A 24,394-nucleotide genomic window follows, 5' to 3' on the forward strand; every position below is an offset into this window, starting at 1 on the left:
CCGTACGACGATCACACCGCCAAGAGCCTGCGCGAACGAGAGCCGCCCGAAACCCGCACAATTGTCCGACAGTCGTACTGGTGCTCACCTATCGACACCCTCGCGGTGAGCTTCCAGAGCCCGCCGGGTCCGCGCCTCGATCAGGTCGGTGTTGATGGCCATGGCCGCCTGCGCGCCCTGTGCGGCCGCGCCCGCGACCTTCTCCATCGGTGCGGTCACATTGCCCGCGACCCAGACCCCGCGCAGCGCGGTGGCCCCCGTGGCCGGATCGGACTCGACACACGTGCCGACCGCCAGGCCGTCGCGCTCCATCACGACGGTCGGCAGGCCGAGGCTGCTCAGGACTCCCGAACGGGCGGTGAACCGCGGGGCCACCACCAGGGCCCGGCACCCCACCTCGGCGCCGCCCGCCAGGATCACCCCGGTCAGCCGGTCGTCCTGGACGGCGAGGCCGCTCACCTCGCCCTCGACGACATCGACACCGAGGGCGGCCAGCAGTTCCCGGTCCTCGGCGGTGAGCCGCCAGGTGTGCGCCAGCAGGGTGGTGCGCTCGCTCCAGTGCCGCCAGAGCTGGGCCTGGTGCACGGCCATCGGGCCGTCGGCCAGCACCGCGATCGGCAGGTCCCGGACCTCCCAGCCGTGGCAGTACGGACAGTGCAGCACGTCCCGCCCCCAGCGCGCCCCGAGGCCCGGTACGGCGGGCAGCTCGTCGACCAGGCCGGTGGCGACCAGCAGCCGGCCCGCCCGCACGGTGGTGCCGTCCCCGCAGCGCACCAGGAAGCTCCCGTCGGGCAGCCGGTCGGCGGCCAGGACCGTGCCCGCGCGCACCTGGCCGCCGTAGCCGGTCACCTCGGCCCGCCCCCTGGCCAGCAGGGCGGCCGGACTCTCCCCGTCCTGGCCGAGGTATCCGTGCAGGTGCGCGGCCGGGGCGTTGCGCGGGCTGCCGGAGTCGATCACGAGTACCGAACGGCGGGCCCGGACCAGGGTCAGGGCTCCGGCGAGCCCGGCGGCCCCACCGCCCACGACCACCACGTCGAAAGAGCTGTCAGCGTTGTCCATGTCCGTGAGGGTCTGCCCACGGCGGCACGCTTGACAAATGTTCTTGCCGAACCGGCAAATGGAGTCATGGCCACCGAGGAGCAGGACGAGGAACTCGCCGGCGTGCTGACCGCTGTGGGCCCGCGGCTGCGCGCCCTGCGGCGCCGGGGCGGCACCACGCTGGCCCAGCTCAGCGAGAGCACCGGGATCTCGCTCTCGACCCTCTCGCGGCTGGAGTCCGGGCAGCGCAGACCGACGCTGGAGCTGCTGCTTCCGCTGGCCCGGGCGCACCGGGTGGCGCTCGACGAGCTGGTCGGCGCCCCGGAGACCGGGGATCCCCGGATCCGCCCGCGCCCCTTCGTCCGGCACGGCAGCACCTACGTGCCGCTGACCCGGAACTTCGGCGGGGTGCACGCCTTCAAGCAGATCCTCCCGCCCCTCGAAGGTCCGCCGCCCGAGCCTGAGTTGCAGGTCCACGAGGGCTACGAGTGGCTGTACGTGCTCTCCGGACGCGTCCGGCTGCTGCTCGGCGAGCACGACCTCGTCCTCGGCCCCGGCGAGGCCGCCGAGTTCGACACGCACACCCCGCACGCCTTCTTCAACGCGGGCTCGCAGCCGGCCGAGTTCCTCAGCCTCTTCGGCCCCCAGGGCGAACGGATCCATGTCCGGGCCCGCCCCACCCCTCCAGCGGAAGGACGTCCATGAGCACCACCGACGAGCGCCCCGAACGCCCCGAGCGGGCCGCGCCTCAGCCCCATGCCGTCGTCGGCGTCGGGCTGGTCGTCCTGGCCCCGGACGGCCGGGTACTGCTCGGCCAGGCACACGACGGCCGCTGGGAACTGCCCGGCGGCAAGGTCGACCCCGGGGAGGGCTTCGAGCAGGCCGCCGCCCGCGAGCTCGCCGAGGAGACGGCCCTGCGGGCGGACCCCGAGGCGATCCGCCTCCTGTCCGTGCAGATCGAGGCGCACGCCGGCCTGACGCGGCTGACGGCGGCGGCCGTCACCACCTCGGCGGAGGGCGTCCCCACCGTCACCGAGCCGCACAAGATCGCCCGCTGGCAGTGGTTCGACCCGTCCGAGATCCCCGCGGCCCTCTACGTGCCGTCGGCAGCGGTGCTGCAGGCCTGGCGCCCGGACCTCGCGCCGCTGCCGCGCGTCCCCTCGTACGCCTACCGGATCACGGGCACCGCCTGAGCGGCACCCGGTCAGCAACCCGGCAGTACCCCGGCGAGCGCCCGGGGGCCGCGGGGTCCGCGCCCCCGCCCCCCGCCCCCGCGCGCACGCCTACGCGGTGGCCGTCAGCACCGTCACGGCGGTCACCGCCACCATCGCGGCCTGCATATCGCGGATCGCCGCCCGTACGCTCTCGGCCGCCCACTGGCCGGCGGCTATCTCCGCCATCCGCGCGGCCACCTCGCCGGGCTGCCGGTCGGGGAAGACCAGCCGGTGCAGCTTGGCCGAGTGGATCAGGGCGATGAGGCCGGCCGTCCGCTCGTCCGGCTGCGCACCGTCCAGGACGACGGCGTGCAGGCGCTCGCGCAGGGCGCGCTCGACGGTGCCATCGGCCTCGGGATAGCGGCGCTGCGGGAACACGCCGAACACCTTGTGCACCTGCGCCACCACCAGCCCGCGCTCGCCCAGGCTCTCCAGGGCGGCGCCGACCGCCTTGGGCTGGTCCTTCGTCAGCCAGTCCGTCACGCGGCGCTTGCTTCGGCCCCGCAGCCAGTCCTCCATCAACCGGATCCGGCCGTCGAGCAGTTGCTCCCCGGTGGGTTCGGTGCTCCTGAGCTCCAGGTACTTGCCCGACACCGACACCCGCTCCGCCATGACCAGCTCGAGCAGGATCGCTCCCGCCACGGCCCAGCCCGCCGACTGCCGCTGCCGCGCCGCCCCGGACTCGTCGTCCAGGGACAACAGCATGATCTCTTCGGCCAGTGCGATCCTCACGAGCGGCCCCCGTCGTCCGTTGTTCCTCTGCCGGTCCGGCTGTCCTACTGCCTCACGAGGGAGGACGAGCGGGAATCCGGCGAGGTTCCGTTCCGGGCCCGGGTCTACCGCCGCACCACCACCTTTGGCGCAAAGTTTCCGTCCCCGAGGTCCTCCGCGAGCAGTCGCTTGGCGATCGCGTCCGCCGCCACCCGAAGCTCCTCGCTCCGCGGCCGCCCGCGGTCCTTCTCCAACCGGTCCTTGAGCCACTCGGCCCACGCCTTCGAGATGACGTCGGCCTCCCGCTGCCCGGCCGCGCTGAGGGTGAAGAAGCTGCCCTCGCGGGTGAGGAAGCCCTCGTCCGTCATCCGCTCGTAGACCGGGACCAGCACCTCCGGCGGCAGGGACCGGCGGCCGGCGATCACTCCGAGGCTGGCGTGGCCGACGGTCCGGGTCATCAGGTCGACCTGCATCACCGCCCAGGCGCCCGCGATGTCCAGCCGGGTGTCGGAGCCCTCGACGATCCCCCGCGCCGTGTCCGCGCCCATGTTCCGTACCAGTTTGCCGACGGCCAGCTCCAGAAGTTTGGCCGAATCCCCCGAGGCCGTGGCCGGCGAGCCGAATCCGTCGCCCATGTCCGTGGACCCGATCCGGGCGCTGTCGCGCAGCTTCACCTGCTTGAGGAAGAGCGCCACGACGAAACCGAACACGGCGACCGGAACGGTGTACAGGAACACGGTATGCAGGGCCTGCGCGTACGCGTCGATCACCGGGGCCGCGGCCTGCGGATCGAGCCGGTGCACCCCTTCCGGGGTGGACGCGGCCCTGGCAAGTTGCTCCGGATCCTGCCCGGTGAGCCGCGCTGCCTCCGCGTACGCCGCATTCAGTTCGGGCCCGAGGTGGTTGGCGTAGATCGTTCCGAAGACCGCCGTCCCGAAGGCGCTGCCCAGCGTGCGGAAGAAGGTGACGCCCGAGGTGGCGGTGCCCAGGTCGGCGTAGTCGACGGTGTTCTGCACGGCGATGATCAGCACCTGCATGGACAGGCCGATGCCCGCGCCGAGCACGAACATGTACAGCGATTCGAGCAGGGTGCTGGTCCCCGGTCCCATCCGCGACAGCAGGTACAGGCCGACGCCCATGACCGCGTTACCGACGATCGGGAAGATCCGGTACTGCCCGGTCTTGCTGGTCACGTTGCCGCTGAACACGGAGGCGATCAGCAGACCGATGACCATGGGCAGGGTCCGGACGCCCGAGATCATGGCCGAGTCCCCGTCGACGTACTGGAGGTAGGTCGGCAGGAAGGTCATCGCGCCGAGCATCGCGAATCCCACGACGAAGCTCAGGATGGAGCACACGGAGAAGACCGGGTTGCGGAAGAGCCGCATCGGCAGCATGGGTTCCGCGGCCCGCGTCTCGGCCAGGCAGAACAGCGCGAGGGCGACCACGCCTCCCACGAACAGCCCGATGATGACCGGCGAGGTCCAGGCGTACTCGTTGCCGCCCCAACTGGTACCCAGGATCAGCGCGCTGGCGCCGACGGCGACCAGCGCGATGCCCAGGTAGTCGATGACCGGCTTGCCCGAGGCCCGGACCGACGGGATCGTTTTGGCGGCCGCGACGACGACGAGGATCGCGATCGGGACGTTGACGTAGAAGCACCACCGCCAGGTCAGCTGGTCGGTGAAGAACCCGCCGAGCAGCGGTCCGATCACGGTCGCGACGCCGAAGACGGCGCCGATCATGCCCTGGTACTTGCCGCGTTCGCGCAGCGGCACCACATCGGCGATCAGCGCCATCGCGGTGACCATCAGGCCGCCGGCTCCGATGCCCTGGACGCCGCGCCACACGATCAGGAAGGTCATGTTGCTGGACAGGCCGCACAGGAAGGAGCCGCTGATGAAGACGACGGCCGAGATCTGGAAGATCAGTTTCCGGCCGAAGAGGTCACCGAACTTGCCGACCAGGACCGTCGTCACGGTCTCGGCCAGCAGGTAGGAGGTCACCACCCACGACATGTGGTCGCCGCCGCCCAGGTCCCCCACGATCGTGGGCAGCGCGGTACCGACGATCGTCTGGTCGAGCGCCGCCAGCAGCACGCCGAGCATGATCGTGCCGAAGATGACATTGCGCCGCCGCCGGTCGATCTCGGGGGGTGCGGCGGCTGCGGCGGGGGTGGTGGTCACCCTCGCACTGTCACAGCGCGCCCGGCGCCGCGCATGCGGCGCTGCGCCGTACGGGGAAACCGCGCGCCCGGGTCAGCGCAGGTAGGCCAGCCCCGGATGCTCCGCCGCGTACCCGTCGAGCAGCCGCCGGGCCACCCCCACCGAGTCGACCAGCGGATGGAGGGCGAAGGCCTTGACCGCGGACGCCCGCGAACCGCTCGCGGCCGCCGCCAGGATCTCCCGTTCGACCGCCTTGACGGACGTCACCAGCCCCACCGCGTGCAGCGGCAGCTGCTCGACGCCCACCGGGTGGGCGCCGTTCGCGTCGACCAGGCAGGGCACCTCGATGACGGCCTCGGCGTCGAGGACGGACAGCGTCGAGCCGTTGCGCACGTTCAGGATCAGCGTGGCCCGCTCGTCCCGGGCGATGGCCCGCATCAGCGCGAGCGCGACCTTCTCGTAGCCGCCGGATTCCAGGTCGCTCTCGTCTCGTTCGCCGACGCCCGCCGCCTCACGGTTTTCGGCCATGTACGTGGCCTCGCGCTCGGCCCGGGTACGGTCCCAGGCGGCCAGCGCGGCCCCGGCCGGCGCCGCGGGCCGGCCCGCCTCGGCGTAGAAGCCGCGCTGCTGGTCGCGCAGGAAGGCCCCGCGGGTCTGCTCGGCCTCCTGGTAGGCCCGTACGGTGTCACGGTTGAAGTAGTAGTAGTGCAGGTACTCATTGGGGATCGCGCCGAGCGAGCGCAGCCACTCGGCCCCGAAGAGCCGGCCCTCCTCGAAGGACTCCAGGGCCTCGGAATCGGCCAGCAGCCGGGGCAGCTCGTCGCGCCCGCCGATGCGCAGCCCGCGGACCCAGCCCAGGTGGTTGAGCCCGACGTAGTCGATCCAGGCCTCCTCGGGCCGGGCGCCCAGCAGCCGCGCGATGCGCCGGCCCAGGCCCACGGGGGAATCGCAGATGCCGATCACCCGCCCGCCGAGCTCCTCGGCCATCGCCTCGGTGACCAGTCCGGCCGGGTTGGTGAAGTTGATGACCCACGCCCCGGGGGCGATCCGGGCGATCCGGCGGGCGATCTCGCGCGCCACCGGCACGGTCCGCAGGCCGTAGGCGATCCCGCCCGCGCCCACCGTCTCCTGGCCCAGGACTCCCTCGGCCAGGGCGATCCGCTCATCCGAGGCGCGCCCTTCCAGACCGCCGACGCGGAGGGCGGAAAAAATGAAATCGGCCCCGCGCAGGGCTTCGTCCAGGTCCCCGGTGGCGGTGACGGCCGGGGCCCGCACGGCGGGGCCGTTCCCCGCGAGGTCGTGCGCGGCGGCGACGGCGGCCTGGTCCCGCAGCACCCGGGTCATGGCGGTGAGCCGCGCCGGGTCCTCGTCGTACAGCGTCACGTGGGACACCCTGCCCTCGGCGCGGTCGCCGAGCAGGGCTCCGTAGACGAGCGGTACCCGGAAGCCGCCTCCGCCGAGGATCGTCAGCCGCACGCCCCTACCGCCTTTCGCCAGTGCAGATCCCGTGGCCGACGCCGCCGCCGTGGTGGCCGATGCCACGATCGGTGACACGATCGGTGACACGCACGCCACGGCACACGTCCGCCGGCACCAGTCTGCCCCGGCCGGTCACTCCACCGGCGACGGCACGGCGCGCAGCCTGGCGCCCTGCTGGTGCGTGAAGCCGCCGCCCTGGACCGGACCCCGCGGCGTGCCCGTCGGCGTCGAGAGGATCAGGGTGATCCGGGTCAGCCCCATCTCGCCCAGCATGCGACTGGTCTCGGCCACCATCCGGCAGCGCACCGGGCCCCACCGCGGGTCGGGGTGGCGCACGGTGCGCACCGCCCCGTCCAGCTCGGCGGCGTCGGTCCCGTGCGTGCTCAGCCAGTGCGGCACGCCGTACCGGTAGGCCGCCTCCATGAACGGGTCACGGGCCACCTCCTGGCGGATGCTGCGCAGCCCCTCGTCCTCGGGAGCCCCGGCCAGCGCGGTCGCGAACTGGGCCAGCAGCGGTACGCACCAGGCCGGTTCGTGGTCCTCCAGCACGGCCGCCGCGTCCGGGTGGAACAGCACGAAGCGCAGGAAGTTGTCGTCCGGCAGCGCTGTCGGGTGCGGTCTCACCGACTGGAAGAGCTGGTCGAAGGCCGAGTTCGTCAGGGCCACGTCCCAGCGGTGGTCCACCAGGAAGCTCGGGTACGGCACGGACTCCATCAGGGCCGCGTAGTCGCACAGGTAGTCGCGCTGCGCCGGGTCCTCGGGCAGCCGGTTTTCCGCTGCGGCGCGCCACGTGGGCGGCGGGTCGCGGTCGACCATGACGCGGAACAGCCAGAAGCACTGGCGCTCGCTCATCTCCAAGGCCTCGGCCAGGGCAAGGAGTTTACGGTCCGTCCACTCTTTGACCAGGCCTCTTTCCCAGTTCCCGTACGCACGCACGCTGATGCGCAGCCGGGCGGCGAGGTCTTCCTGACTCAGGCCCAACTCCTCGCGGCGCTGGCGCAAAATCTCCTTGCGTCGCTCCGACCGGACGGCGCCGCGAGCGGATTCCTCGCCCGCCAGACGCTCTTCACCGGCTCGGGCGAGTCCATCGGACGGGCCCACCGCTGCGAGATGTGGCACTGAGAGCTCCCCCTCCTCCGGTCTGGATCTTCATTTCCGTGTGGCGATCCTGCTACCGACTTCATTCGAGTGTCAACTATTGTGGCAATTCCAGCCTCTTGACAGCTCATTCCCGCCACAGCTGTGGCACGTTCTAGCCCTTCCGGGCGAGAGCGGCTAGATTCCAGAAGCCGACCATGTGCCCATGCCGACTTCGCGCGATCTAGGAGAACCACTGGTGACAGACGGCTTCCCGGCTCCCGTCGCGGTAGCCAACGCACCCCTGGCAGCCACCATCACGCGTGTCGCCGAACTCGCGGGCAAGATGGGCCGCGATCTGAACCAGGTCTTCGACCTGCGGCGGCTCTCCGAGGCCTCCGGCGTACCCGCGGACGTGGTCAGGACCCTGCTCGACGGCAGACCGGCCGGCGAACCCGATCTGCAGACGCGGTTCCTCCAGCGTCTCGACCTGCTCCGGCGGACACGTGTCAAAACCAACGGCCGCCGCTACACGCAGCAGGAGATCGCGGACGGCGCCGGCATGTCGCGGCAGCAGGCCGGAGCGTTGATCAACGGCGACCGACGCCCCACCATGGAACACTGCGACGCGATCCAGCGGTTCTTCGGAGTGCACGCCGGGTTCCTCACGGCGCACGAGTCCGACGCCCTGACGGATGCCCTCCAGCGGACCGAGCAACAACTGCTCCAGGACTTCGCGGGGCGGGCGCGGGAAACCGTACCGGCCTCGGGCGCATCGTCCGGGGATCCGCTGGCAAGACTCCTGCAGAACCACGGCGTACGGGGCATCGCCTGGCGCGCCGCCCAACTGCCCAGCGACAAGCACCGGGACAAGGTGACCGAATGGCTGGACATGCTTCTCGAGAGCGTCAAACCGAACGAATCCTGACCCAGGCGAAAGTCTGGGTCTGATCCTTGAGTCCTGATCCGGATCCGCGCCGACGGGGAGAACGGTGAGCATAGGCAGAGAGCAGCGGCGGTTGTGCGGGGAGCTGGTGGCCGGCATCCGGCTGACCGCACCCGTGGAACCCGTGGACCTCTACGCTGCCCTCTGCGAGGGCATGAGCAGACACCGCGGCCGTCGGGTGGACTTCCGGATGGCCTCGTTCCCGCCGCGGACGGCCAGCGGCCTGTGGCTCGACATGGCGGACCGCGATCTGGTGGTCATCGAGGAACGCACCGCGCCGGACCACCAGCTGGTGATCCTGGGCCACGAGCTGTGGCACATGAAGGCCGGCCACTGCAGTCATCACGTCGACGGCGCCGCCGTCGCCGCGCGGCTGCTGACGGACGAGGCCGACATCGGTGAGACGGTCCGCCGCGTCGCCGCGCGTACGCGCGCCGACGTGCAGGAGGAAACGGAGGCTGAAACCTTCGGCTTACTGCTGGGCAGCCGATGCCGGAACTGGCTCGCCGGTTCGGCGAGTCACCGGCCTCCGGTCCAGCGCGATCAACTGGCGGGCCGCATCGAGGCCTCGCTGGGCTACCGGGGGCACAGGAACGACCGTTGAACGGCGAGGACTACTACATACCGGCGGCCGCGATGGCGATCTCGCTCGCCTTCAAGCTGCCGGCCCTGCGGCACAACTGGAACGACCCGCTCCTGCGGTCGGTCGTCGCCCTGCTGACCCTGGCGGGGGCCGTGTTCGCCTTCGCCGCGCCTCCCACCATCGAGGCGGTCAACCGCTGGACCGGGATCGCCAACTTCTCGGCCCCGCTGGTGTACTGCCTGATCACCGCGTTCAGCGCGTCCTGCCTGGTCCTGATGGTCAACTGGCGGGGCGGACCGCCCGAACAGACCCGCCGCGTCTCGCGCCGCTGGATCCTGGGCTACAGCGGGGTCATCGTGGCGCTGATCGTGCTCTTCGCCCTCGGGGAGACCCCGGTGGAGCGGCTGCGCGACTTCGACACCTACTACGCGAACACGCCCTACATCGGCCACATGATCGCCCTCTACCTGCTGGCGCACCACGTGGCCGCCGTGGTGATGGTGGTCCTGTGCTGGCGCTGGTCGCTCCAGGTCCGCGGCTGGCTGCGGGTCGGTCTGGTGATCATCGTCATCGGCTACGTCTTCAACCTCGCCTACGACGCCACCAAGATGACGGCGGTCGTCGCCCGCTGGTCGGGGCACAACCTGGACGGCCTCAGCACCTACGCCGCCCCGCCGCTCGCCTCCCTCGGCGCGCTGATCAGCGCGATGGGCTTCGTGGTGCCGCTGGTCTGCCAGCGATTGTCGGACCACTGGCAGACCTGGGCGACGTACCGCCAGCTCGGCCCGCTCTGGCAGGAGGTGCAGATCTCCGCACCCGCCGGCACGCCCTCCGTACAGATCGCCTGGTGGTCCGCGGCGGAGCTGCGGGTGATCCAGCGCGAGTCGGACATCCACGACGGCTTCCTGCACCTCGGGCCGTACTTCGACAAGGGTCTGCGCGACGGCGCCTTCGAGAGCGCCGTCGCCGAGGGGGCCGACGCGGAGGCCGCCCGCGCCGTCGCCGACGCCGCCATGGTCGCGGCCGCCGTGCGGGCCCGGTCCGCCGACCCCGACGGGAAGATCATCGGAGAGGATGAGGAGACCTTCCTCGACACCGCCGACGGTCCGCGCGACCTGCTGCGGATCTCCCACGCGCTGCGGCACTCACCCGTGGTGCAGCCGCTCAGGCGGCAGGTGAGCGCACAGCGGTGAGGTGACGTGCCGTGCGCCGGGCCGGCCGCCGCACGGCGGGGCACCGCACCGCGGGGCACCGCACGGCCGGCCGCCGCACGGCCGGCCGCCACTCAGCGGGCCCCGGCCGCGACCGTCGCCGTCGCCGGAAACAGGTCCTGGAACGGTCCGGCCGAGTCGATCCCGTCCCGCCCGTAGGGCGCGTCGAAGCTCCACACCATGAAGAGCAGGAACACGATCAGCGCGCTGAACAGTCCGGCGAGCAGCAGCTCCCGCCCGGACCGGCGGATCTGCAGGGTGAAGATCAGCCCGACCGTGACCACCCCGCCGACCAGCAGCCCGAACCACACCACGCCCGGCAGCGTGGACTCGGAGCTCTGCGTCCGCGAGTGGCGCGCGTCGTCCGCCGCCGCGATGTGGTCCAACAGGGGCTGGTAGGCCTGCGCCTGGAGTTCGGTGGACGGGCTCTGGTGCGTGACGTCGCTGCGCAGCTTGCCGAGCAGCACGCCGCCCTTGGCGGAGGCGCCGTCGCCGGAGGTCAGCAGCGGCCAGTCCACGGCGACGGTGTGCGAGACGTACGCGTCCACCTCGCCCCGGATGCGGTCGCGGACCGGCGCCGGGTAGACGTCGGCGCGCTGGGTGACCTCGTACAGGGCCTGGGCCTCGCGGCGCACGCTGTCCTCGGCGGCGCCGCGCGCCTCCCAGACACCGGCGATGGCCAGGCCCAGCACGATCGCGTAGACCACGCCCACCATCATCGTCATGTACTCGATGACGTCAGGGGTTTCGCTGGTGTCCTCGTCGTCCGCGACCCGGCGGTGCCGGATCGCGGTGATGGCGAGGACGACGGCGCAGACGAGCGCCATGGCAATGGCCAGGACCAGCCATTCGGACACGTGGATTCTCCCGGTGCGGATCGGTGGATCGATGAGGGGTCGGTGGTCGGGGGTGTGCGGTGGCGGCGGCGGTCAGCCGCGGCTCTTGGAGCGGGGGCGCAGGGCGGCTGCCGCGAGTACGGCCGGGGTGGTGACGACGACCATGATCATCACGGTGGACATCCCGCCCGGGCCGCGCCGCTCCAGGGCCACCGCGCGGTACGGACGCACGTGGAAGGCGCTCACCCGCGCGACGGCGGCTCCGGCCGCGGGCGGGGCGGGTGTTTCGACCGAGGCCGCTGCGGCCTCGCCCCCGGGCCCCGGCGCGGGCGGCGGCGGCTGCGACTCCCCGGCCCCCGCCTTCGCCGCGGGCTCCACGGCGTCCACCGCGCGCGGCGGCTCCGGCCGCGGTTCCGCCACCCACTCGGGCCGCTGGGCCGGGGCGACCGGTGCCGCGGGCCGGCCCGGGTGGCGCACGGTCGGCCGGTCGGCGCCGGGCACGGCCGCCCGTACCGAGGGCTGCCCGGAGGGCGGCCGGAAGACCGGCCGGTCCGGCTGCCCGGCCGGCACGCACAGGTCGACGCGCGCCCCGCGGCCGTGGCCGTCGCCCGCGACCGCCACGTGGCCGTGCAGCGGACAGAGCGCCGCCACCAGGCCCGCCCCGGCGAAGTACTGCCAAGCGGTCACCGCGCGCCTCCCGAAATCGCAGCAGATGTAAGGGTTACCGCTGAAGAAACGATCAAGGCGCCGCTTCGACACGCCGCGGACGGGTGGGGATCGCCGATGCGGCATGATGGCGCCATGGGGACCGAGGGGGCGGACGCCCGCCTGATCGCAGGGCGTTACCGGCTGGACGCCAAGCTCGGACGCGGTGGCATGGGGATCGTGTGGCGCGCCACCGACCAGTTGCTCGGCCGCGGCGTCGCCGTCAAGGAGGTCTCGCTCGACCCCGCGCTGTCCGCGGAGGAGGCCCGCCACCAGCGTGAGCGCACGCTCCGCGAGGCACGGGCCGCCGCGCAGCTCAAACACCCCCACATCATCGTGGTGCACGACATCGTCGAGGACGGCGAACTGCCCTACATCGTCATGGAACTGGTCGAGGGCGGCTCGCTCGCGGACCGGCTCTCACGCAGCGGCCCGGTGGACGTCGCCGAGGCGGCCCGGATCGGCATCGCGCTGATCGGCGCCCTGCGGACGGCGCACGCGGCCGGTGTGCTGCACCGGGACATCAAGCCCGCCAACGTCCTGCTGGAGGCGCCGGGCGGGCGGCCCGTGCTCACCGACTTCGGCATCGCGCAGGTGTCGGGCGCGACGACGCTGACCACCACCGGGTCCTTCGTGGGCTCCCCCGAGTACACCGCGCCCGAACGGATGTCGGGGCAGAGCCCGACGGGGCCCGCGGCCGATCTGTGGTCGCTGGGCGCCCTGCTGTGCGCGGCCCTCAGCGGCGCCTCGCCCTTCCGGCGGGACTCGCTCGGCGGGATCCTGCACGCGGTGGTCTTCGACGAGATCCGGCCGCCCGACGCGTGCGGACCGCTGCTGCCCGTGGTGCGCGGCCTGCTGGAGCGCGATCCGGCCGAACGGCTGGGCGGGGAGCGGGCGGAGCAACTGCTGCGGGACTGCGCGGAGTCGGCGACGCGGCACACCCCGGCGCAGTACAGCCCGACGCAGCGCAGCGTCACCAGGGCCGAGCCCGGCCCGGCCGCCGCGGCCGGGCCGACACCCGCGGCGGCGCCCGTATCAGGGACCGCGCCGGGCAGCGCGCCGGGTGCGACCCCGGCGACCGGGCCGGAAACGCCACGTGCACCCGGGAAGCGGCGGCCGGGGGCGGCGCTGATCGCCGCGCTGCTGGTGGCCGCGATCGCCGGGGCGGGCGTGTCCGCAGCGCTGCTCATGGACCGCGACGAACGCGCAGGCCAGTCCTCCGCGAGCGGCGCGGCCGACCGGCCTACCGCACCCGCGGACCCGGCCGGTTCCGGGCCCTCGCCCACGCCCTCCGCCACGCCTTCCCCCTCGTCCGACGACAAGGCCGCCGCCCCGGCCGGGTACCGCGTCGTCACCGACCCGGAGGGCTTCGCGCTCGCCGTCCCCCTCGGGTTCACCCGCAAGGTGGAGGGCTCGCGGATCTTCTACATGTCCCCCGGTGAGACCTTCCGCATCGGCATCAAGGTGGCGGAGCCCGAGTCGGGCGGTCCGGTCGCCGTCCATCAGCGCGCCCACGTCCAGGGCCCGGCGAACAACCCCGGCTACCGGGGGGCCGAGGTGGTGGCCACCTCGCACCGGGACCGGCAGGCCGCCCTCTGGCTGTTCACCTGGGACGGCTTCTCGACGGTCGAGGGCCCCCGGCACACCCGCGACCTGTGCTGGGAGGAGGACGGCCGCATGTACGACGTGTGGGTGTCGTCGCCGGTGCGCCAGAGCGACGAGGCCCGGGGCTACTTCGACACCGCGGTACGCACCTTCGTCCGCACGGGCGGCTGAGGCGCCGCACCCGGCCCGCACCCGGGCCCCGCACCCTGGGAGGCGCCGGCCGGCGCCGCGCCCCGGTTCTCCCGCCGGGCGCAGTCCACCACGGCATCCGCCCCGGCCCCGCTCCACGACCGGGGAGCGGACTGGCCGTCCCGCTCATGCTGATCTGCGGCTTCCTGGCCCCGGGCGCGGCCATATGACGAGATGTCACCGATCCCTCCGGGATCACGGACGGACACCTCGCCTAGGCTCAGGAGCCATGCCCGACTCCCCCGCCCTCCTCGGACCCGAACCGGCCGACGCGCCGCCGGTCGCCGTCCTCGCGGTGCTACGTCGGCCCCTGCGGTTCCTGGGCTCGTGGTGGCCCTGGCGTTCCTGGGCGTACCTGGGCAGCGGATTCCTCATCGGCTACCCCGTGCTGGTCGTCCTGGCGCTGCTCGTCGGACTCGGGGTGGCGCTGGCCCCGGTCGGGATCGGGCTGCTGCTCCTGACCGGTGCGGTCCTCGCCGCGGTGCCGCTGGGGACGCTGGAGCGCCGGCGGCTGCGCTGCGTGGAACCCCTGCCCGTAGCTGGGCAAGCCCACCGCAGGAAGGGCTTGCCCAGCGCTGGGGCCGCAGGGCGGGATGCCTCCCGAGGTCGTGGCGTCACCTTCCGGGACGCGGCAGTTCGGAGTCGGCCGACGCCACCGTGCTAAGAAACGCCCTGGCTCGGGGGCCTGTTCCTGATCAGCAGGGCGGCCGGGAGGGCTACGAGCAGGATGGCGCCGACCGCGCACCACAGGGTGGTGGTGTAGGAACCCAGCATCCGGGCGAACACGTCGGTGTCGTCCGAGACCCGGTCCAGGCGGCTCACGAGGACGGTGCCGAGCACGGCCCCGCCGATCGACTGCCCCAGGTGGTGGGCGGCGGCGAGGGCGGCCGAGGCCCCGCCGGCGTGCTGCGGGGCCACCCCGGCGGTGGCGGTGGCGTAGAGCGGGACCAGGGCGAGGCCCAGACCGACTCCGATGAGCAGCATGCCGGGCAGTACCCCGGTCGCGTAGCTGGTCGCTCCCCCCACACCGGCCAGCAGGGCCAGCCCGATGGCCGTCGCCACCAGGCCCGGCAGGATCAGGACGCGCGGTGCGAGGCGGGACTGCAGCCGGGCGGAGACCTGGGTGGCCGTCACCAGGGCCGCGGCGACGAGGGGCAGGTGGCTCGTCCCGGCCGCGGCCGGGCCCTCACCGCGGATCTGCTGGGCGAAGAAGCCCAGGGCCGGGAGGAGGGCGACCAGGGCGACGCCGGTGGCGAGGACGGCCAGGAGGGAGGCGAGGCGGCTCCGGTCGGCGAGGACGTACGCCGGGAGCAGCGAGCCGGACGTCCTGGTCTGCCACCACAGGAAGGTGCCGAGCAGGGCAATTCCGCCCACGATCAGGAGGAGGCTCCGGGCGACGGCCCAGCCGGCCGTCTCGGCCTCGGCGAGCCCGTAGGTCAGGGCGGCGGATCCCACCGAACCCACGAGCACGCCGAATCCGTCGAACCGGGCTCCGGTGCGGCCCGGACGGTCGGGCAGCAGGGTGAGCGCGCCGATCAGGGCGAGCACGGCGAGCGGAACGACCGACCACAGGGCCAAGCGCCACGCCAGGGTCTCGGCGAGCCACCCGCCCGTGAACACCCCGAGCGCACTGCCTCCCGCGGCGACCGCCGCGTAGATCCCGAAGGCCCGGCCGCGCTCCCGTCGGTCGGTGAACCCGGTGGCCACCAGGGACAGCGCGGCGGGGACCAGCAGGGCGGCGGAGGCGCCCTGCAGGGCGCGGGAAGTGATCAGCAGGACGGAGCCGGAGGCCGCGCCGCCGAGCACGGCGGCCGCCGCGAAACCGATCAGGCCGGCCACCAGCATCCGCCGGGCCCCGAGCAGGTCGGCGAGGTGCCCGCCGAGCAGCAGCAGTCCGCCGAGGGCGACCAGGTAGGCGCTGAAGAGCGGGCTCAGGCCGTGGGCGCCGACGCCGAGCTCGGCCTGGACCTGCGGCACCAGCAGGCTGAATTGCGCCGCGTCGACCAGCACCACCAGTTGTGTCAGGGCGAGGACCGCGAGGCCCCACCACCGCCGGGGATGCGGGGGCGCGGGAACGGACGGGTCGCCGGGTGCGGGACCCGGGGGCGGGCCGAATCCGTCGGCGGGGCCGAAGTGGCCGGGGGGCGCGGGGGCGTACGCGGGTGGCGGGGGCGGCGTCCCGTACGGGGAGGCGTCCTGCCGGGACTGCGCCGGGACGAGGCGGGGGTCCGGGGTCCCGGCGGGCGGGGCCCCGGCCGGGGCTCCGGTTCCGGCTCCGACCTCGGCTCCTGCGCCGGCTCCGGCTCCGGCTCCCGCGGGAGAGGCCGGGGCGTAGTCCAGCAACCGCGCCGCATGCCGGCCCAGTTGGGCCAGTACCGCCCCCGGGAGCCATTCCCCGGCGGCGTCCGCCGCCGTACGCGCCGCGACCTCCTCGGGGGTGGGCCGCCGGGACGGGTCCTTGTGCAGGCACGCGCCGACGAGGTCGACGAGCGACTCCGGTACGCCGGTCAGGTCAGCCTCCTCCTCGGCGATCCGGAAGAGATGGGCGTTCAGACCGGTGTCCGTGGCGCCGAAGAGCATCCGCCCGGTGGCTGCGTACACGAGGACCGCGCCGAGGCAGAAGACATCGCTGGCGGGGGTCAGTTCGAGTCCGCGGACCTGTTCCGGGGACATGAACCCCGGGGAGCCGATCAGCATGCCGGTGCGGGTGTGCAGGCTGTCCCCGGTCAGGCTGTCCATCGCCCGCGCGATGCCGAAGTCGATGACGCGGGGCCCGTCGACGGTGACGAGGACGTTGGACGGCTTCAGGTCGCGGTGGATCAGCCCCGCCTCGTGCACGGCCCGCAGGGCGAGGGCGAGACGGTTGGCGAGGGTCCGCACCGAGTCCTGCGGCAGCGGTCCGAACTGCCGGGCGACCACGGTCTGCAGGTCGGGCCCCGGGATGTACTGGGTCGCCACCCAGGGCACGGCGGCCTCGGTGTCGGCGTCGAGCACCGCGGCCGTCCAGCTGCCGCCCACCCGGCGGGCGGCAGCCACCTCGCGGGCGAACCGCCTGCGGAATTCGGGGTTCCCGGCGAACTCCGCCTGGACCACCTTCACGGCGACGGTACGGCCGCCCTCGGAGCGACCCAGATAGACCAGGCCCATACCTCCCGCGCCCAGCCGGGCGATCAGGCGGTACGGTCCAATACGGCTCGGGTCTTCGGCGATCAGCTGATCCACGAACGGAAGGATAGTGCAACTATCCAATGTTCGGGGCCTGGTCAGGCGAAATGCCCTCCCGACGGCTCGTTCGGCGCCTTCGGCCGCCCGCCCGAGGGCCGGAGTCGGAGCCGGAGCCGGGAGGATCCCGTCACCACGCGCGAGCGACCCGGTACCGCCACCGAGCGGGCCCGGACCACCAGCAGGACCGGCAGCGCCAGGTAGCCGAAGCGGCCCGTCGGAGCCAGCAGGAAGGCCAGGGTGAGGCCAAGGGCGAGGCGGTCGGCGGCCGCCACCACCGTGCGCGGGGGCCGGACGCACAGCGAGAACGCCACCGCGAGGCCCGCCACCATGAGCAGACTTGCCGTCAGATACCAGCCCCAGAAGCCCAGTTCGGCCAGCAGGTGGCCGGGCAGCGGGCTGCTCGCCGGGGTCGGCACCTCCGCCCGCCCGGTGGGGAAGGCGAACACCTGCCGCCACAGCTCCGTCGGCTGGAGCAGCGCGCCGGGCAGCACCAGCCACAGCAGCGGTACGCCGACGGCGCCCAGCAGGGCGGCGGCGAGCGCCGTACGCCGGCTGCCGAGGGCGGTGGCCGCGGCGGCCCCGAGGTATCCGGCGGCGGCGCACCAGCCCCAGAGCCGGTGCGGCCCCAGCGAGGAGAAGAGGGGGAAGGACAGCGCCCACGCGGCGGCGAGCAGCCAGCCGGTGGTCCACCGGGCGGTACGGGAAAGGGTCATGGGCCCATTCCAGCCGCGCGGCCCGGCCGGGTCTGCACGGTCAGGTGGACGGTCCGCGGTGGGGTTTTCCCTACCCCGGACCGCTCCCCCCGCGGGCATGCGAAAGGGGCGCGACCCTCACCGGGTCGCGCCCCTCACGCGGTTGTCACTGGGCCCTGACGGAGCCTCAGGCCTCCGGGGAACCGCCGAACCGCTCGCGGTAGGACTCCAGGTCCTCCTCGGCGACCCGGGCGAACAGCACCGGCGGCACCGTGAACGGGGTGCCGGCCGGGACGGCGTCCAGGGACCGCGCCTGCTCCGGGGTGACCCACGTGGCGGTGTCGTCGGTGAGCCCGAACGAGGAGCGCATGGCGCGCGCCGAGGCCGGGATGAACGGCTCGGAGACCACCGAGTAGAGGTGGATGAGGTTCATCGCGGTGCGCAGGGTGAGCGCGGCGCCGTCCAGGTCGGTCTTGACCTCCGTCCAGGGGGCCTTCTCGTCGAGGTACGCGTTTCCGGCCGACCACAGGGCGCGCAGCGCGGCCGCGGCCTTGCGGTACTGGAGGGAGTCCATGTGCCCCTCGTACTCGGCCAGCAGCTCGGCGATCTGCTCGCCCAGCTTGGCCTCGGCCTCTCCGGCGGGGCTGCCCGCGGGGACGTCGTCGCCGAAGCGCTTGCGGGAGAAGGTCAGCACGCGGTTGACGAAGTTGCCGAGGGTGCCGCCGAGGTCCTTGTTGACCGTGGCCTGGAAGTGCTCCCACGTGAAGGACGAGTCGTCGGACTCGGGCGCGTTGGCGATGAGGAAGTAGCGCCAGAAGTCGGACGGGAGGATCTCCAGCGCGTGGTCGGTGAAGACGCCGCGCTTCTGCGAGGTGGAGAACTTGCCGCCGTAGAACGTCAGCCAGTTGAAGGCCTTGACGTAGTCGACCTTCTTCCACGGCTCACGGGTGGCCAGTTCGGTGGCGGGGAACATCACCGTGTGGAACGGGACGTTGTCCTTGGCCATGAACTGGGTGTAGCGGACGTCCTCGGCCTCGTACCACCACGACTTGTAGTCGCGGTTCGCCGGGTCCAGGTCCGACCACTCCTTGGTCGCGCCGATGTACTCGATCGGAGCGTCGAACCAGACGTAGAAGACCTTGCCCTCGGCGGCCAGCTCGGGCCACGTGTCGGCCGGGACCGGAACGCCCCAGTCGAGGTCGCGGGTGATGGCGCGGTCGTGCAGGCCCTCGGTCAGCCACTTGCGGGCGATGGAGGAGGCGAGCTGCGGCCACTCCTCCTCGTGCTCGGAGACCCAGGCCTCGACCTCGTGCTGGAGCTTGGACTGCAGGAGGAAGAGGTGCTTGGTCTCGCGGACCTCCAGCTCGGTGGAGCCGGAGATGGCCGAGCGGGGCTCGATCAGGTCCGTGGGGTCCAGGACGCGGGTGCAGTTCTCGCACTGGTCGCCGCGGGCCTTGTCGTAGCCGCAGTGCGGGCAGGTGCCCTCGACGTAGCGGTCCGGCAGGAAGCGGCCGTCGACCGGCGAGTACACCTGCCGGATCGCGCGCTCCTCGATGAAGCCGTTCTCCTGGAGCCTGCGCGCGAAGTGCTGGGTGATCTCCCGGTTCTGCGCGGAGGAGCTGCGGCCGAAGTAGTCGAAGGACAGCTCGAAGCCGTCGTAGACCGCCTTCTGGGCGTCGTGGGCCTGCGCGCAGAACTCGGCGACCGAGATGCCGGCCTCCTTGGCGGCGAGCTCGGCGGGGGTGCCGTGCTCGTCGGTGGCGCAGATGTAGAGGACGTCGTGGCCGCGCTGGCGGAGGTACCGGGAGTACACATCCGCCGGAAGCATCGACCCGACCATGTTGCCCAGGTGCTTGATCCCGTTGATGTACGGAAGCGCGCTGGTGATCAGGTGTCGAGCCATCCTCGGATGCTCCATTTCCTCTGTGCGGTACAACGTGACGTGACGGACTGTGAATGCGGTTCATCGTATCGAACCGCCGAAAGGCCACGCGCCGCATTTGTTCATGGGTGGACGTAACGCAAAAGCGAGGGCAGTGACCTCTCCGTCACGGCCCTCGCGATCAGGCCCATGCTACAGCCGGACGGCGGCGCACCGGACCGGCGTCCGAGCGGTGATCGAGCGGCGACCGGCCGGCCTCCGGGGGATGTCCGAGCGATGCCGGAACGGCGTCCGGACGGGGCCGGAACGGGGCTTGGAACGGGGCTTGGAACGAGGCCCGGACAGGGCCGGAACGGTGCCGGGACGGAGCCGGAACGGGGCCCGGACTGAACGTGATCAACGGCCGCGCACCGGCATCGGCGCCGGGCATATGCATACGTGCTGGCTGGAGCCGCGCATGATCGAGATCGATCACGGGCCGATCATCCACGACGCATTGCTTCCAGGTTTCTTCTCTGCGCCCTCCGAGTGCGCCCGCGCTGCTTTCCTGTTCAGCGCACAGGGGATGAGGTGGAGCGGTGAACGATGGCGGACCGGAGGAGTCCGGTGGGGCCGTGGGACTACCGAGCCGGCGTCGGCGGCCGACTCCCATGAGCCAGTGGAATCCGACGGCGCGCCTGTCGTACTGGGCCTTCCACGCCAATCGGCGGCCCGCGTACATGCGCTTCGCCTATCTGCAGCTGGGCGACGACGGGGCGGCGGAGGAGGCGGTGGACGCCGCTTTCGACTCGATCATGGGTGAGTGGCTGCGGATGCTCCACATGGACCGCCTCGACGCCTACGCCTGGACCGTCCTCAAGCAGTGCCTGGTCGACCGCCAGCGCCGGCGCCACCCCTGCCAGCCACCGCCCGAGCCGATGGACATCAGCGCTTTCGAGGCCGCCCTCAAGGAGGCCCACGCCGACCGGTACGAGGTGCTGACCGACACCATCCGCTTCTACTCCGCCGTCTCCCGGCTCGTCGAGCGGCAACGCGACGCGGTGCTCCTGCGGTACGGGCTCCAGTGCACCCCCGGTGAGGCGGCCGCCGTGATGGGCGTCGACGAGGCCACCGTCCGCTCCTACCTGGGACAGGCCCACCGGCGGCTGGCCCGTCTGCTCGACACGGCCGCCGCGGCACCGGAATCAGCCGAGTCATGAGGCATTTCGATCGGCAGGAGCGACAGGAGCGGCAGGACGGCGACCCGATCCCCCGCCCCCTGGCCGAGCTCCTCGCCCGGGCGGGCGTCCGCGACCGCTACCGGCACTACGACCTCGGCGCCGCCGAGGCCCGGCTGCTGCGCGCCACCCCGCACGCGCCCGGTTCGGGACACCGCGCCCGGCGGCGGTCGGTGCACGGCTGGAGCGACCCCACGCGGGACTGCCCGCTCGACGCCGAACGGGCCCGGCGCGACCTCAAGGCCGTCTGCCTGGCCTCCACGTGCGCGCCGAAGGCCGGGGCGCACCTCGACTCCTTCCTCACCGACGGACACACCGACCTGGCCGGGGCCGTCGTCTTCGGCTGCCTGCTGCACCTGGCCGGGCTGCGCGAAGGGGCCCGGTTCTGGTGGCAGTTCGCCGCCGGGTCCGGGAGCCCGCGCACGTCCGCGGCCGCGTACTGCCTCTTCCTCGACCACTCCCGGCGCGGCGAGCACCACGACGCCCGGCACTGGGCGCGCGAGCTGGGCCGGCGCGGCTTCCGGCCGGGCGGCCGGCGTGATCTGCGGGAGGTCCGGCTGTGCGCGCAGGCGGCCGTCCTGCGCTACGTCGACCAGTTCGAAGATCCCGACCTGGGCCCGGTGCCGCTGCCCAGGCCCGGGCTGTCGGGGGTGCTGACCACTTTCCTGCCGCCGCCGGTCACGGTGTCGGCCTCGGCGTCGCCGCCGGTGACCGCGCTCCGGCCGGCCGCCGGACCGCTGCGCCACCCGGCGCTGACAGCGGCGGCCCGCGGCGCCGCGGCCCCCGCCGGGACGAGCCGGGCCCTGGCGGAGGCACGCCGCGCGCTGGCCGTCGTACGGGTCCTGGAACGGCACCCGCTGGGGGTCCGGGCCGACCGGCTCGCCCGGGAGTCCGGCCTCGCCGAGGGGGAACTGCGGCCCCTGCTGGCGATGCTGTGCGAGGAGGAGTACGCGATGCGCCCGGCCCTCGGGGTCTACGGGCGCGGCCCCGCCCTGGAACGGCTGGCCGCCCCCGGCCGCCACGCCCTGGCCGGCCAGCTCCAGCGCACCCTGGCGCTGGCCCGGGACAGCGCGGGCGCCGCGGTGTACCTCAGCCGGTACGCCGAGGGCGAGGTCCGGATCACGCAGATGGCGGCCGGGCCCGCGACCCCGCCGGTGCGGGAGTGGGTCGACTTCCGGGCCGCCGCGCACGCCAGCGCGGTCGGCAAGTGCCTGCTGACCCAGCTCGACCCCGACCGCCGCGCCGACCATGTGGCCCGGCACCGGCCCGCGCGGCTCACCCCGCGGACGATCACCGACAGCCGGGTGCTGTTCAGCGCCCTGGACGCGGTGGCTCCGGGGGCGCCCGTGTTCGACCTGCGCGAGTACTCCCCCGGGGTCGTCTGCTCGGCGGTCCCCATCGCCACCGGGCATGCCGCCGGGAGCCTCGCCCTCTCGCTGCCCGCGTCGCACGCCCACCGGCTGGGCGCGGCCACCGAGGCCCTGCGCCGCAAGGCCGTCCCGGTGCTCCTGGCGCTGCTCCTGACGGGGGCGATCCCCCCGGACGCCCCGGATGCCCCGAATACCCCGGACGTGTCTGCCGGGGCCGCGGTCCCGGCGGAGGATCCGGCCGGCCGGCCCCGGCCGATGCGGGCCCCGGTCACCCCGGAGACCCTGCGCCACCTGCGGCGCGTGTTCCGTACCCCGCTCACCGGAGGCACGACCGCGGCCGGCGGACCGCACCTGGTCAGTGACACCGCGGCCGCCGCGGCCTACCTCTTCGAAGCCGCCGCGGACGGCGGCCAACCCCGGCTCTCGCTCCCCCACACCTTCACGTCGGTCGCCCCGGGCAGCCTGACCACCCCGACGGGCCTGGTGGTCCTGGGCCCGTGAGCGGTGCGGGGCCGGCCCCGGCTCAGTGCCCGGGAGCGGCGGTTCCTCCGTGGAACGGCCGGGTGCGGGACTCCCGGAGGCCATCCGACCCCGGGCCGCGCCGAGGGGCCTTCGGCTCGGCCCATCACCCCCAGGAACGACAAAAACCCCACCGAAGTGGGGTTCTCGCTTGTGTGTCCGAGGGGGGACTTGAACCCCCACGCCCGATAAAGGGCACTAGCACCTCAAGCTAGCGCGTCTGCCATTCCGCCACCCGGACCAGGTGGTCGGCCCCGGTTTCCCGTGGCGACATGGACAACAATAGCAAAGGATCGGCGGGGTTCCGACCACATATCCGGGCGGCGATCGTCCGCCACGCCGGGCTGACCTGCACGCATGCACGGACGACCTATGGCGGGACGGACCGTCTCGCCACGGGGTGGTGATACCGGCTGGACATTGGGGGGGGTGCCGGGCGGTCGGACGGCTGCGCACACATCCGGGGGCCGCGCACTCTGTTCACGCAGGCGCACGGGCGGGAGGTGCTGTGACGCGGATCATCGTCTGCTGGGGGCGCTGGCGTGCGTGCTGGTCGGCGCGCTGGTGGTGGAGGGCGGCCGCTCCCGCGCCGGGCCGGCGCGGGGAGCGGTGGCGCGAGCCGTCACGGGCAGTGGATGACCTGGCCCGCGTAGGAGAGGTTGCCGCCGAAGCCGAAGAGGAGGACCGGGGCGCCGGAGGGGATCTCGCCGCGCTGGACCAGCTTCGACAGGGCCATGGGAATGCTGGCCGCCGAGGTGTTGCCGGACTCGATCACATCGCGGGCGACGACGGCGTTGACGGCGCCGATCTTCGCGGCGAGCGGTTCGATGATCCGCAGGTTGGCCTGGTGGAGGACGACCGCGGCCAGGTCCTCCGGGGTGATTCCGGCCTTCTCGCAGACCTTGCGGGCGAGCGGCGGGAGCTGGCTGGTGGTCCAGCGGTAGACGGACTGGCCCTCCTGGGCGAAGACCGGCGGCGAGCCCTCGATGCGCACCGCGTTGCCCATCTCCGGGACGGAACCCCACAGCACCGGGCCGATGCCGGGCTCCTCGCAGGCCTCGACGACGGCCGCGCCCGCTCCGTCGCCGGTGAGCACGCAGGTGGTGCGGTCCGTCCAGTCGGTGATCTCGGTCATCTTGTCGGCGCCGATGACCAGGGCACGGGTGGCGGAGCCGGCCCGGATGGCGTGGTCGGCGGTGGCCAGGGCGTGCGTGAAGCCCGAGCAGACGACGTTGATGTCCATGACGGCGGGGCCGCCGCCCATGCCCAGCTTGGCGGCGACGCGCGCGGCCATGTTCGGCGAGCGGTCGATCGCGGTCGACGTGGCGACCAGGACGAGGTCGATGTCGTCGGGGGTCAGGCCGGCACCGGCCAGCGCCTTGCCCGCCGCCTGGTAGGCCAGCTCGTCCACCGGTTCGTCCGGGCCCGCCATGTGGCGGGTGCGGATGCCGACGCGGGACCGGATCCACTCGTCGGTGGTGTCGACCATGGCCGCGAGGTCCTCGTTGGTGAGCACTTTCGCGGGCTGGTAGTGCCCTAGCGCCACCACGCGTGAACCGGTCATGGGCGGGGTCCCCCCTTGTACGGAAGTCAGGATCACCCAGCTTCGCCTGCTACTGGTGGGTACGTGTGCGTGTGACCCGACAGGATTCCGCCCCCGGATTTTGGAGCTTCCCGAGGATCCACCTGCCGGGGGCGTCGCCGGAAGCGGAACCGGGACAATGAGGTTG

General features: G+C 73.1%; 19 protein-coding genes, 1 tRNA gene and 1 pseudogene. 9 read left to right on the forward strand and 12 right to left on the reverse strand.

The features are described 5' to 3' along the window. Positions 1-84: 84 nt before the first annotated feature. A complete protein-coding gene (locus ACIQZO_RS20670) occupies positions 85-1,059 on the reverse strand; it encodes an NAD(P)/FAD-dependent oxidoreductase (RefSeq protein ID WP_403627999.1) in 975 nt (324 codons plus the stop codon). 66 nt (positions 1,060-1,125) lie between these two features. On the opposite strand from ACIQZO_RS20670, the gene ACIQZO_RS20675 reads away from it, so the two are divergent. Both ACIQZO_RS20675 and ACIQZO_RS20680 read left to right on the forward strand, forming a co-directional pair. Continuing rightward, positions 1,126-1,743, forward strand: coding sequence for a helix-turn-helix domain-containing protein (locus tag ACIQZO_RS20675; RefSeq protein WP_403628001.1), 618 nt, complete (start codon positions 1,126-1,128; stop codon positions 1,741-1,743). Then, on the forward strand, positions 1,740-2,231 hold the full coding sequence (locus tag ACIQZO_RS20680; RefSeq protein WP_403628003.1) for an NUDIX hydrolase: 492 nt from the start codon (positions 1,740-1,742) through the stop codon (positions 2,229-2,231). Before ACIQZO_RS20675 ends, ACIQZO_RS20680 begins: the two co-directional genes overlap by 4 nt. A gap of 90 nt (positions 2,232-2,321) precedes the next feature. On the opposite strand, the gene ACIQZO_RS20685 is transcribed toward ACIQZO_RS20680, so the two are convergent. The 4 genes from ACIQZO_RS20685 to ACIQZO_RS20700 all read right to left on the reverse strand — a co-directional run bounded on the left by ACIQZO_RS20685 (position 2,322) and on the right by ACIQZO_RS20700 (position 7,609). Then, on the reverse strand, positions 2,322-2,984 hold the full coding sequence (locus ACIQZO_RS20685; protein ID WP_403628005.1) for a GPP34 family phosphoprotein: 663 nt from the start codon (positions 2,982-2,984) through the stop codon (positions 2,322-2,324). A 104-nt stretch (positions 2,985-3,088) separates the two neighbouring features. Next, positions 3,089-5,071, reverse strand: coding sequence for an MDR family MFS transporter (locus tag ACIQZO_RS20690; protein WP_403628179.1), 1,983 nt, complete (start codon positions 5,069-5,071; stop codon positions 3,089-3,091). Between the two features lie 150 nt (positions 5,072-5,221). Continuing rightward, a complete protein-coding gene (locus ACIQZO_RS20695; RefSeq protein ID WP_403628007.1) occupies positions 5,222-6,604 on the reverse strand; it encodes a 6-phospho-beta-glucosidase in 1,383 nt (460 codons plus the stop codon). Positions 6,605-6,739: 135 nt separating this feature from the next. Then, complete coding sequence (locus ACIQZO_RS20700) at positions 6,740-7,609, reverse strand: helix-turn-helix domain-containing protein (RefSeq protein ID WP_403628009.1); 870 nt, start codon at positions 7,607-7,609, stop codon at positions 6,740-6,742. Between the two features lie 334 nt (positions 7,610-7,943). On the opposite strand from ACIQZO_RS20700, the gene ACIQZO_RS20705 reads away from it, so the two are divergent. The 3 genes from ACIQZO_RS20705 to ACIQZO_RS20715 all read left to right on the forward strand — a co-directional run bounded on the left by ACIQZO_RS20705 (position 7,944) and on the right by ACIQZO_RS20715 (position 10,406). Then, the gene (locus ACIQZO_RS20705; RefSeq protein WP_403628011.1) at positions 7,944-8,612 is read left to right on the forward strand and encodes a helix-turn-helix domain-containing protein; all 669 of its coding nucleotides are present in this window, start codon (positions 7,944-7,946) and stop codon (positions 8,610-8,612) included. Positions 8,613-8,676: 64 nt separating this feature from the next. Beyond that, on the forward strand, positions 8,677-9,234 hold the full coding sequence (locus ACIQZO_RS20710) for a toxin-antitoxin system, toxin component (protein ID WP_403628013.1): 558 nt from the start codon (positions 8,677-8,679) through the stop codon (positions 9,232-9,234). Further along, positions 9,231-10,406, forward strand: a complete 1,176-nt coding sequence (locus tag ACIQZO_RS20715; RefSeq protein ID WP_403628015.1) for an MAB_1171c family putative transporter — start codon at positions 9,231-9,233, stop codon at positions 10,404-10,406. Before ACIQZO_RS20710 ends, ACIQZO_RS20715 begins: the two co-directional genes overlap by 4 nt. Positions 10,407-10,498: 92 nt before the next feature. Here ACIQZO_RS20715 and ACIQZO_RS20720 read toward each other — a convergent pair whose 3' ends face one another. Together ACIQZO_RS20720 and ACIQZO_RS20725 are read right to left on the reverse strand one after the other, a co-directional pair. After that, on the reverse strand, positions 10,499-11,281 hold the full coding sequence (locus ACIQZO_RS20720) for a hypothetical protein (RefSeq protein ID WP_403628017.1): 783 nt from the start codon (positions 11,279-11,281) through the stop codon (positions 10,499-10,501). A 72-nt stretch (positions 11,282-11,353) separates the two neighbouring features. Further along, the gene (locus ACIQZO_RS20725; RefSeq protein WP_403628019.1) at positions 11,354-11,947 is read right to left on the reverse strand and encodes a hypothetical protein; all 594 of its coding nucleotides are present in this window, start codon (positions 11,945-11,947) and stop codon (positions 11,354-11,356) included. Positions 11,948-12,061: 114 nt separating this feature from the next. On the opposite strand from ACIQZO_RS20725, the gene ACIQZO_RS20730 reads away from it, so the two are divergent. Then, positions 12,062-13,741, forward strand: coding sequence for a protein kinase (locus ACIQZO_RS20730; RefSeq protein WP_403628021.1), 1,680 nt, complete (start codon positions 12,062-12,064; stop codon positions 13,739-13,741). A gap of 247 nt (positions 13,742-13,988) precedes the next feature. Beyond that, a complete protein-coding gene (locus ACIQZO_RS20735) occupies positions 13,989-14,423 on the forward strand; it encodes a sensor domain-containing protein (protein ID WP_403628023.1) in 435 nt (144 codons plus the stop codon). Here ACIQZO_RS20735 and ACIQZO_RS20740 read toward each other — a convergent pair. From ACIQZO_RS20740 to metG, 3 genes are all read right to left on the reverse strand, one after another. Then, positions 14,420-16,981: a bifunctional serine/threonine protein kinase/MFS transporter gene (locus tag ACIQZO_RS20740; RefSeq protein WP_403628024.1), complete on the reverse strand. Its 2,562-nt coding sequence runs from the start codon at positions 16,979-16,981 to the stop codon at positions 14,420-14,422. The genes ACIQZO_RS20735 and ACIQZO_RS20740 overlap by 4 nt on opposite strands. Positions 16,982-17,022: 41 nt before the next feature. Further along, positions 17,023-17,697, reverse strand: coding sequence for a hypothetical protein (locus ACIQZO_RS20745; RefSeq protein ID WP_403628026.1), 675 nt, complete (start codon positions 17,695-17,697; stop codon positions 17,023-17,025). A gap of 166 nt (positions 17,698-17,863) precedes the next feature. Continuing rightward, on the reverse strand, positions 17,864-19,612 hold the full coding sequence (gene metG / locus ACIQZO_RS20750; protein ID WP_403628028.1) for a methionine--tRNA ligase: 1,749 nt from the start codon (positions 19,610-19,612) through the stop codon (positions 17,864-17,866). Positions 19,613-20,208: 596 nt separating this feature from the next. Between metG and ACIQZO_RS20755 the strand changes: the two genes are divergently transcribed. Together ACIQZO_RS20755 and ACIQZO_RS20760 are read left to right on the forward strand one after the other, a co-directional pair. Next, positions 20,209-20,757 (forward strand): sigma factor-like helix-turn-helix DNA-binding protein, encoded by a 549-nt coding sequence (locus ACIQZO_RS20755; RefSeq protein ID WP_403628030.1) that lies wholly within the window; start codon positions 20,209-20,211, stop codon positions 20,755-20,757. 821 nt (positions 20,758-21,578) lie between these two features. After that, a pseudogene (locus ACIQZO_RS20760) lies at positions 21,579-22,298 on the forward strand (IclR family transcriptional regulator C-terminal domain-containing protein); the annotation flags it as partial. Positions 22,299-22,820: 522 nt separating this feature from the next. Here ACIQZO_RS20760 and ACIQZO_RS20765 read toward each other — a convergent pair. Beyond that, positions 22,821-22,905: transfer RNA gene (locus ACIQZO_RS20765), tRNA-Leu, on the reverse strand. A gap of 381 nt (positions 22,906-23,286) precedes the next feature. Continuing rightward, on the reverse strand, positions 23,287-24,228 hold the full coding sequence (locus ACIQZO_RS20770; protein ID WP_403628032.1) for a beta-ketoacyl-ACP synthase III: 942 nt from the start codon (positions 24,226-24,228) through the stop codon (positions 23,287-23,289). Between the last annotated feature and the right edge of the window lie 166 nt (positions 24,229-24,394).

The organism is Streptomyces sp. NPDC097617 (genome assembly GCF_044761485.1).
Taxonomy (GTDB): domain Bacteria; phylum Actinomycetota; class Actinomycetes; order Streptomycetales; family Streptomycetaceae; genus Streptomyces.

Coding starts and splice junctions, on each gene's coding strand:
- ACIQZO_RS20670 (WP_403627999.1), bottom strand. CDS start 1,059: ATGGACAACGCTGACAGCTCTTTCGACGTGGTGGTCGTGGGCGGTGGG.
- ACIQZO_RS20675 (WP_403628001.1), top strand. CDS start 1,126: ATGGCCACCGAGGAGCAGGACGAGGAACTCGCCGGCGTGCTGACCGCT.
- ACIQZO_RS20680 (WP_403628003.1), top strand. CDS start 1,740: ATGAGCACCACCGACGAGCGCCCCGAACGCCCCGAGCGGGCCGCGCCT.
- ACIQZO_RS20690 (WP_403628179.1), bottom strand. CDS start 5,071: ATGCTCGGCGTGCTGCTGGCGGCGCTCGACCAGACGATCGTCGGTACC.
- ACIQZO_RS20730 (WP_403628021.1), top strand. CDS start 12,062: ATGGGGACCGAGGGGGCGGACGCCCGCCTGATCGCAGGGCGTTACCGG.
- ACIQZO_RS20735 (WP_403628023.1), top strand. CDS start 13,989: ATGCCCGACTCCCCCGCCCTCCTCGGACCCGAACCGGCCGACGCGCCG.
- ACIQZO_RS20745 (WP_403628026.1), bottom strand. CDS start 17,697: ATGACCCTTTCCCGTACCGCCCGGTGGACCACCGGCTGGCTGCTCGCC.
- ACIQZO_RS20755 (WP_403628030.1), top strand. CDS start 20,209: ATGAGCCAGTGGAATCCGACGGCGCGCCTGTCGTACTGGGCCTTCCAC.
- ACIQZO_RS20770 (WP_403628032.1), bottom strand. CDS start 24,228: ATGACCGGTTCACGCGTGGTGGCGCTAGGGCACTACCAGCCCGCGAAA.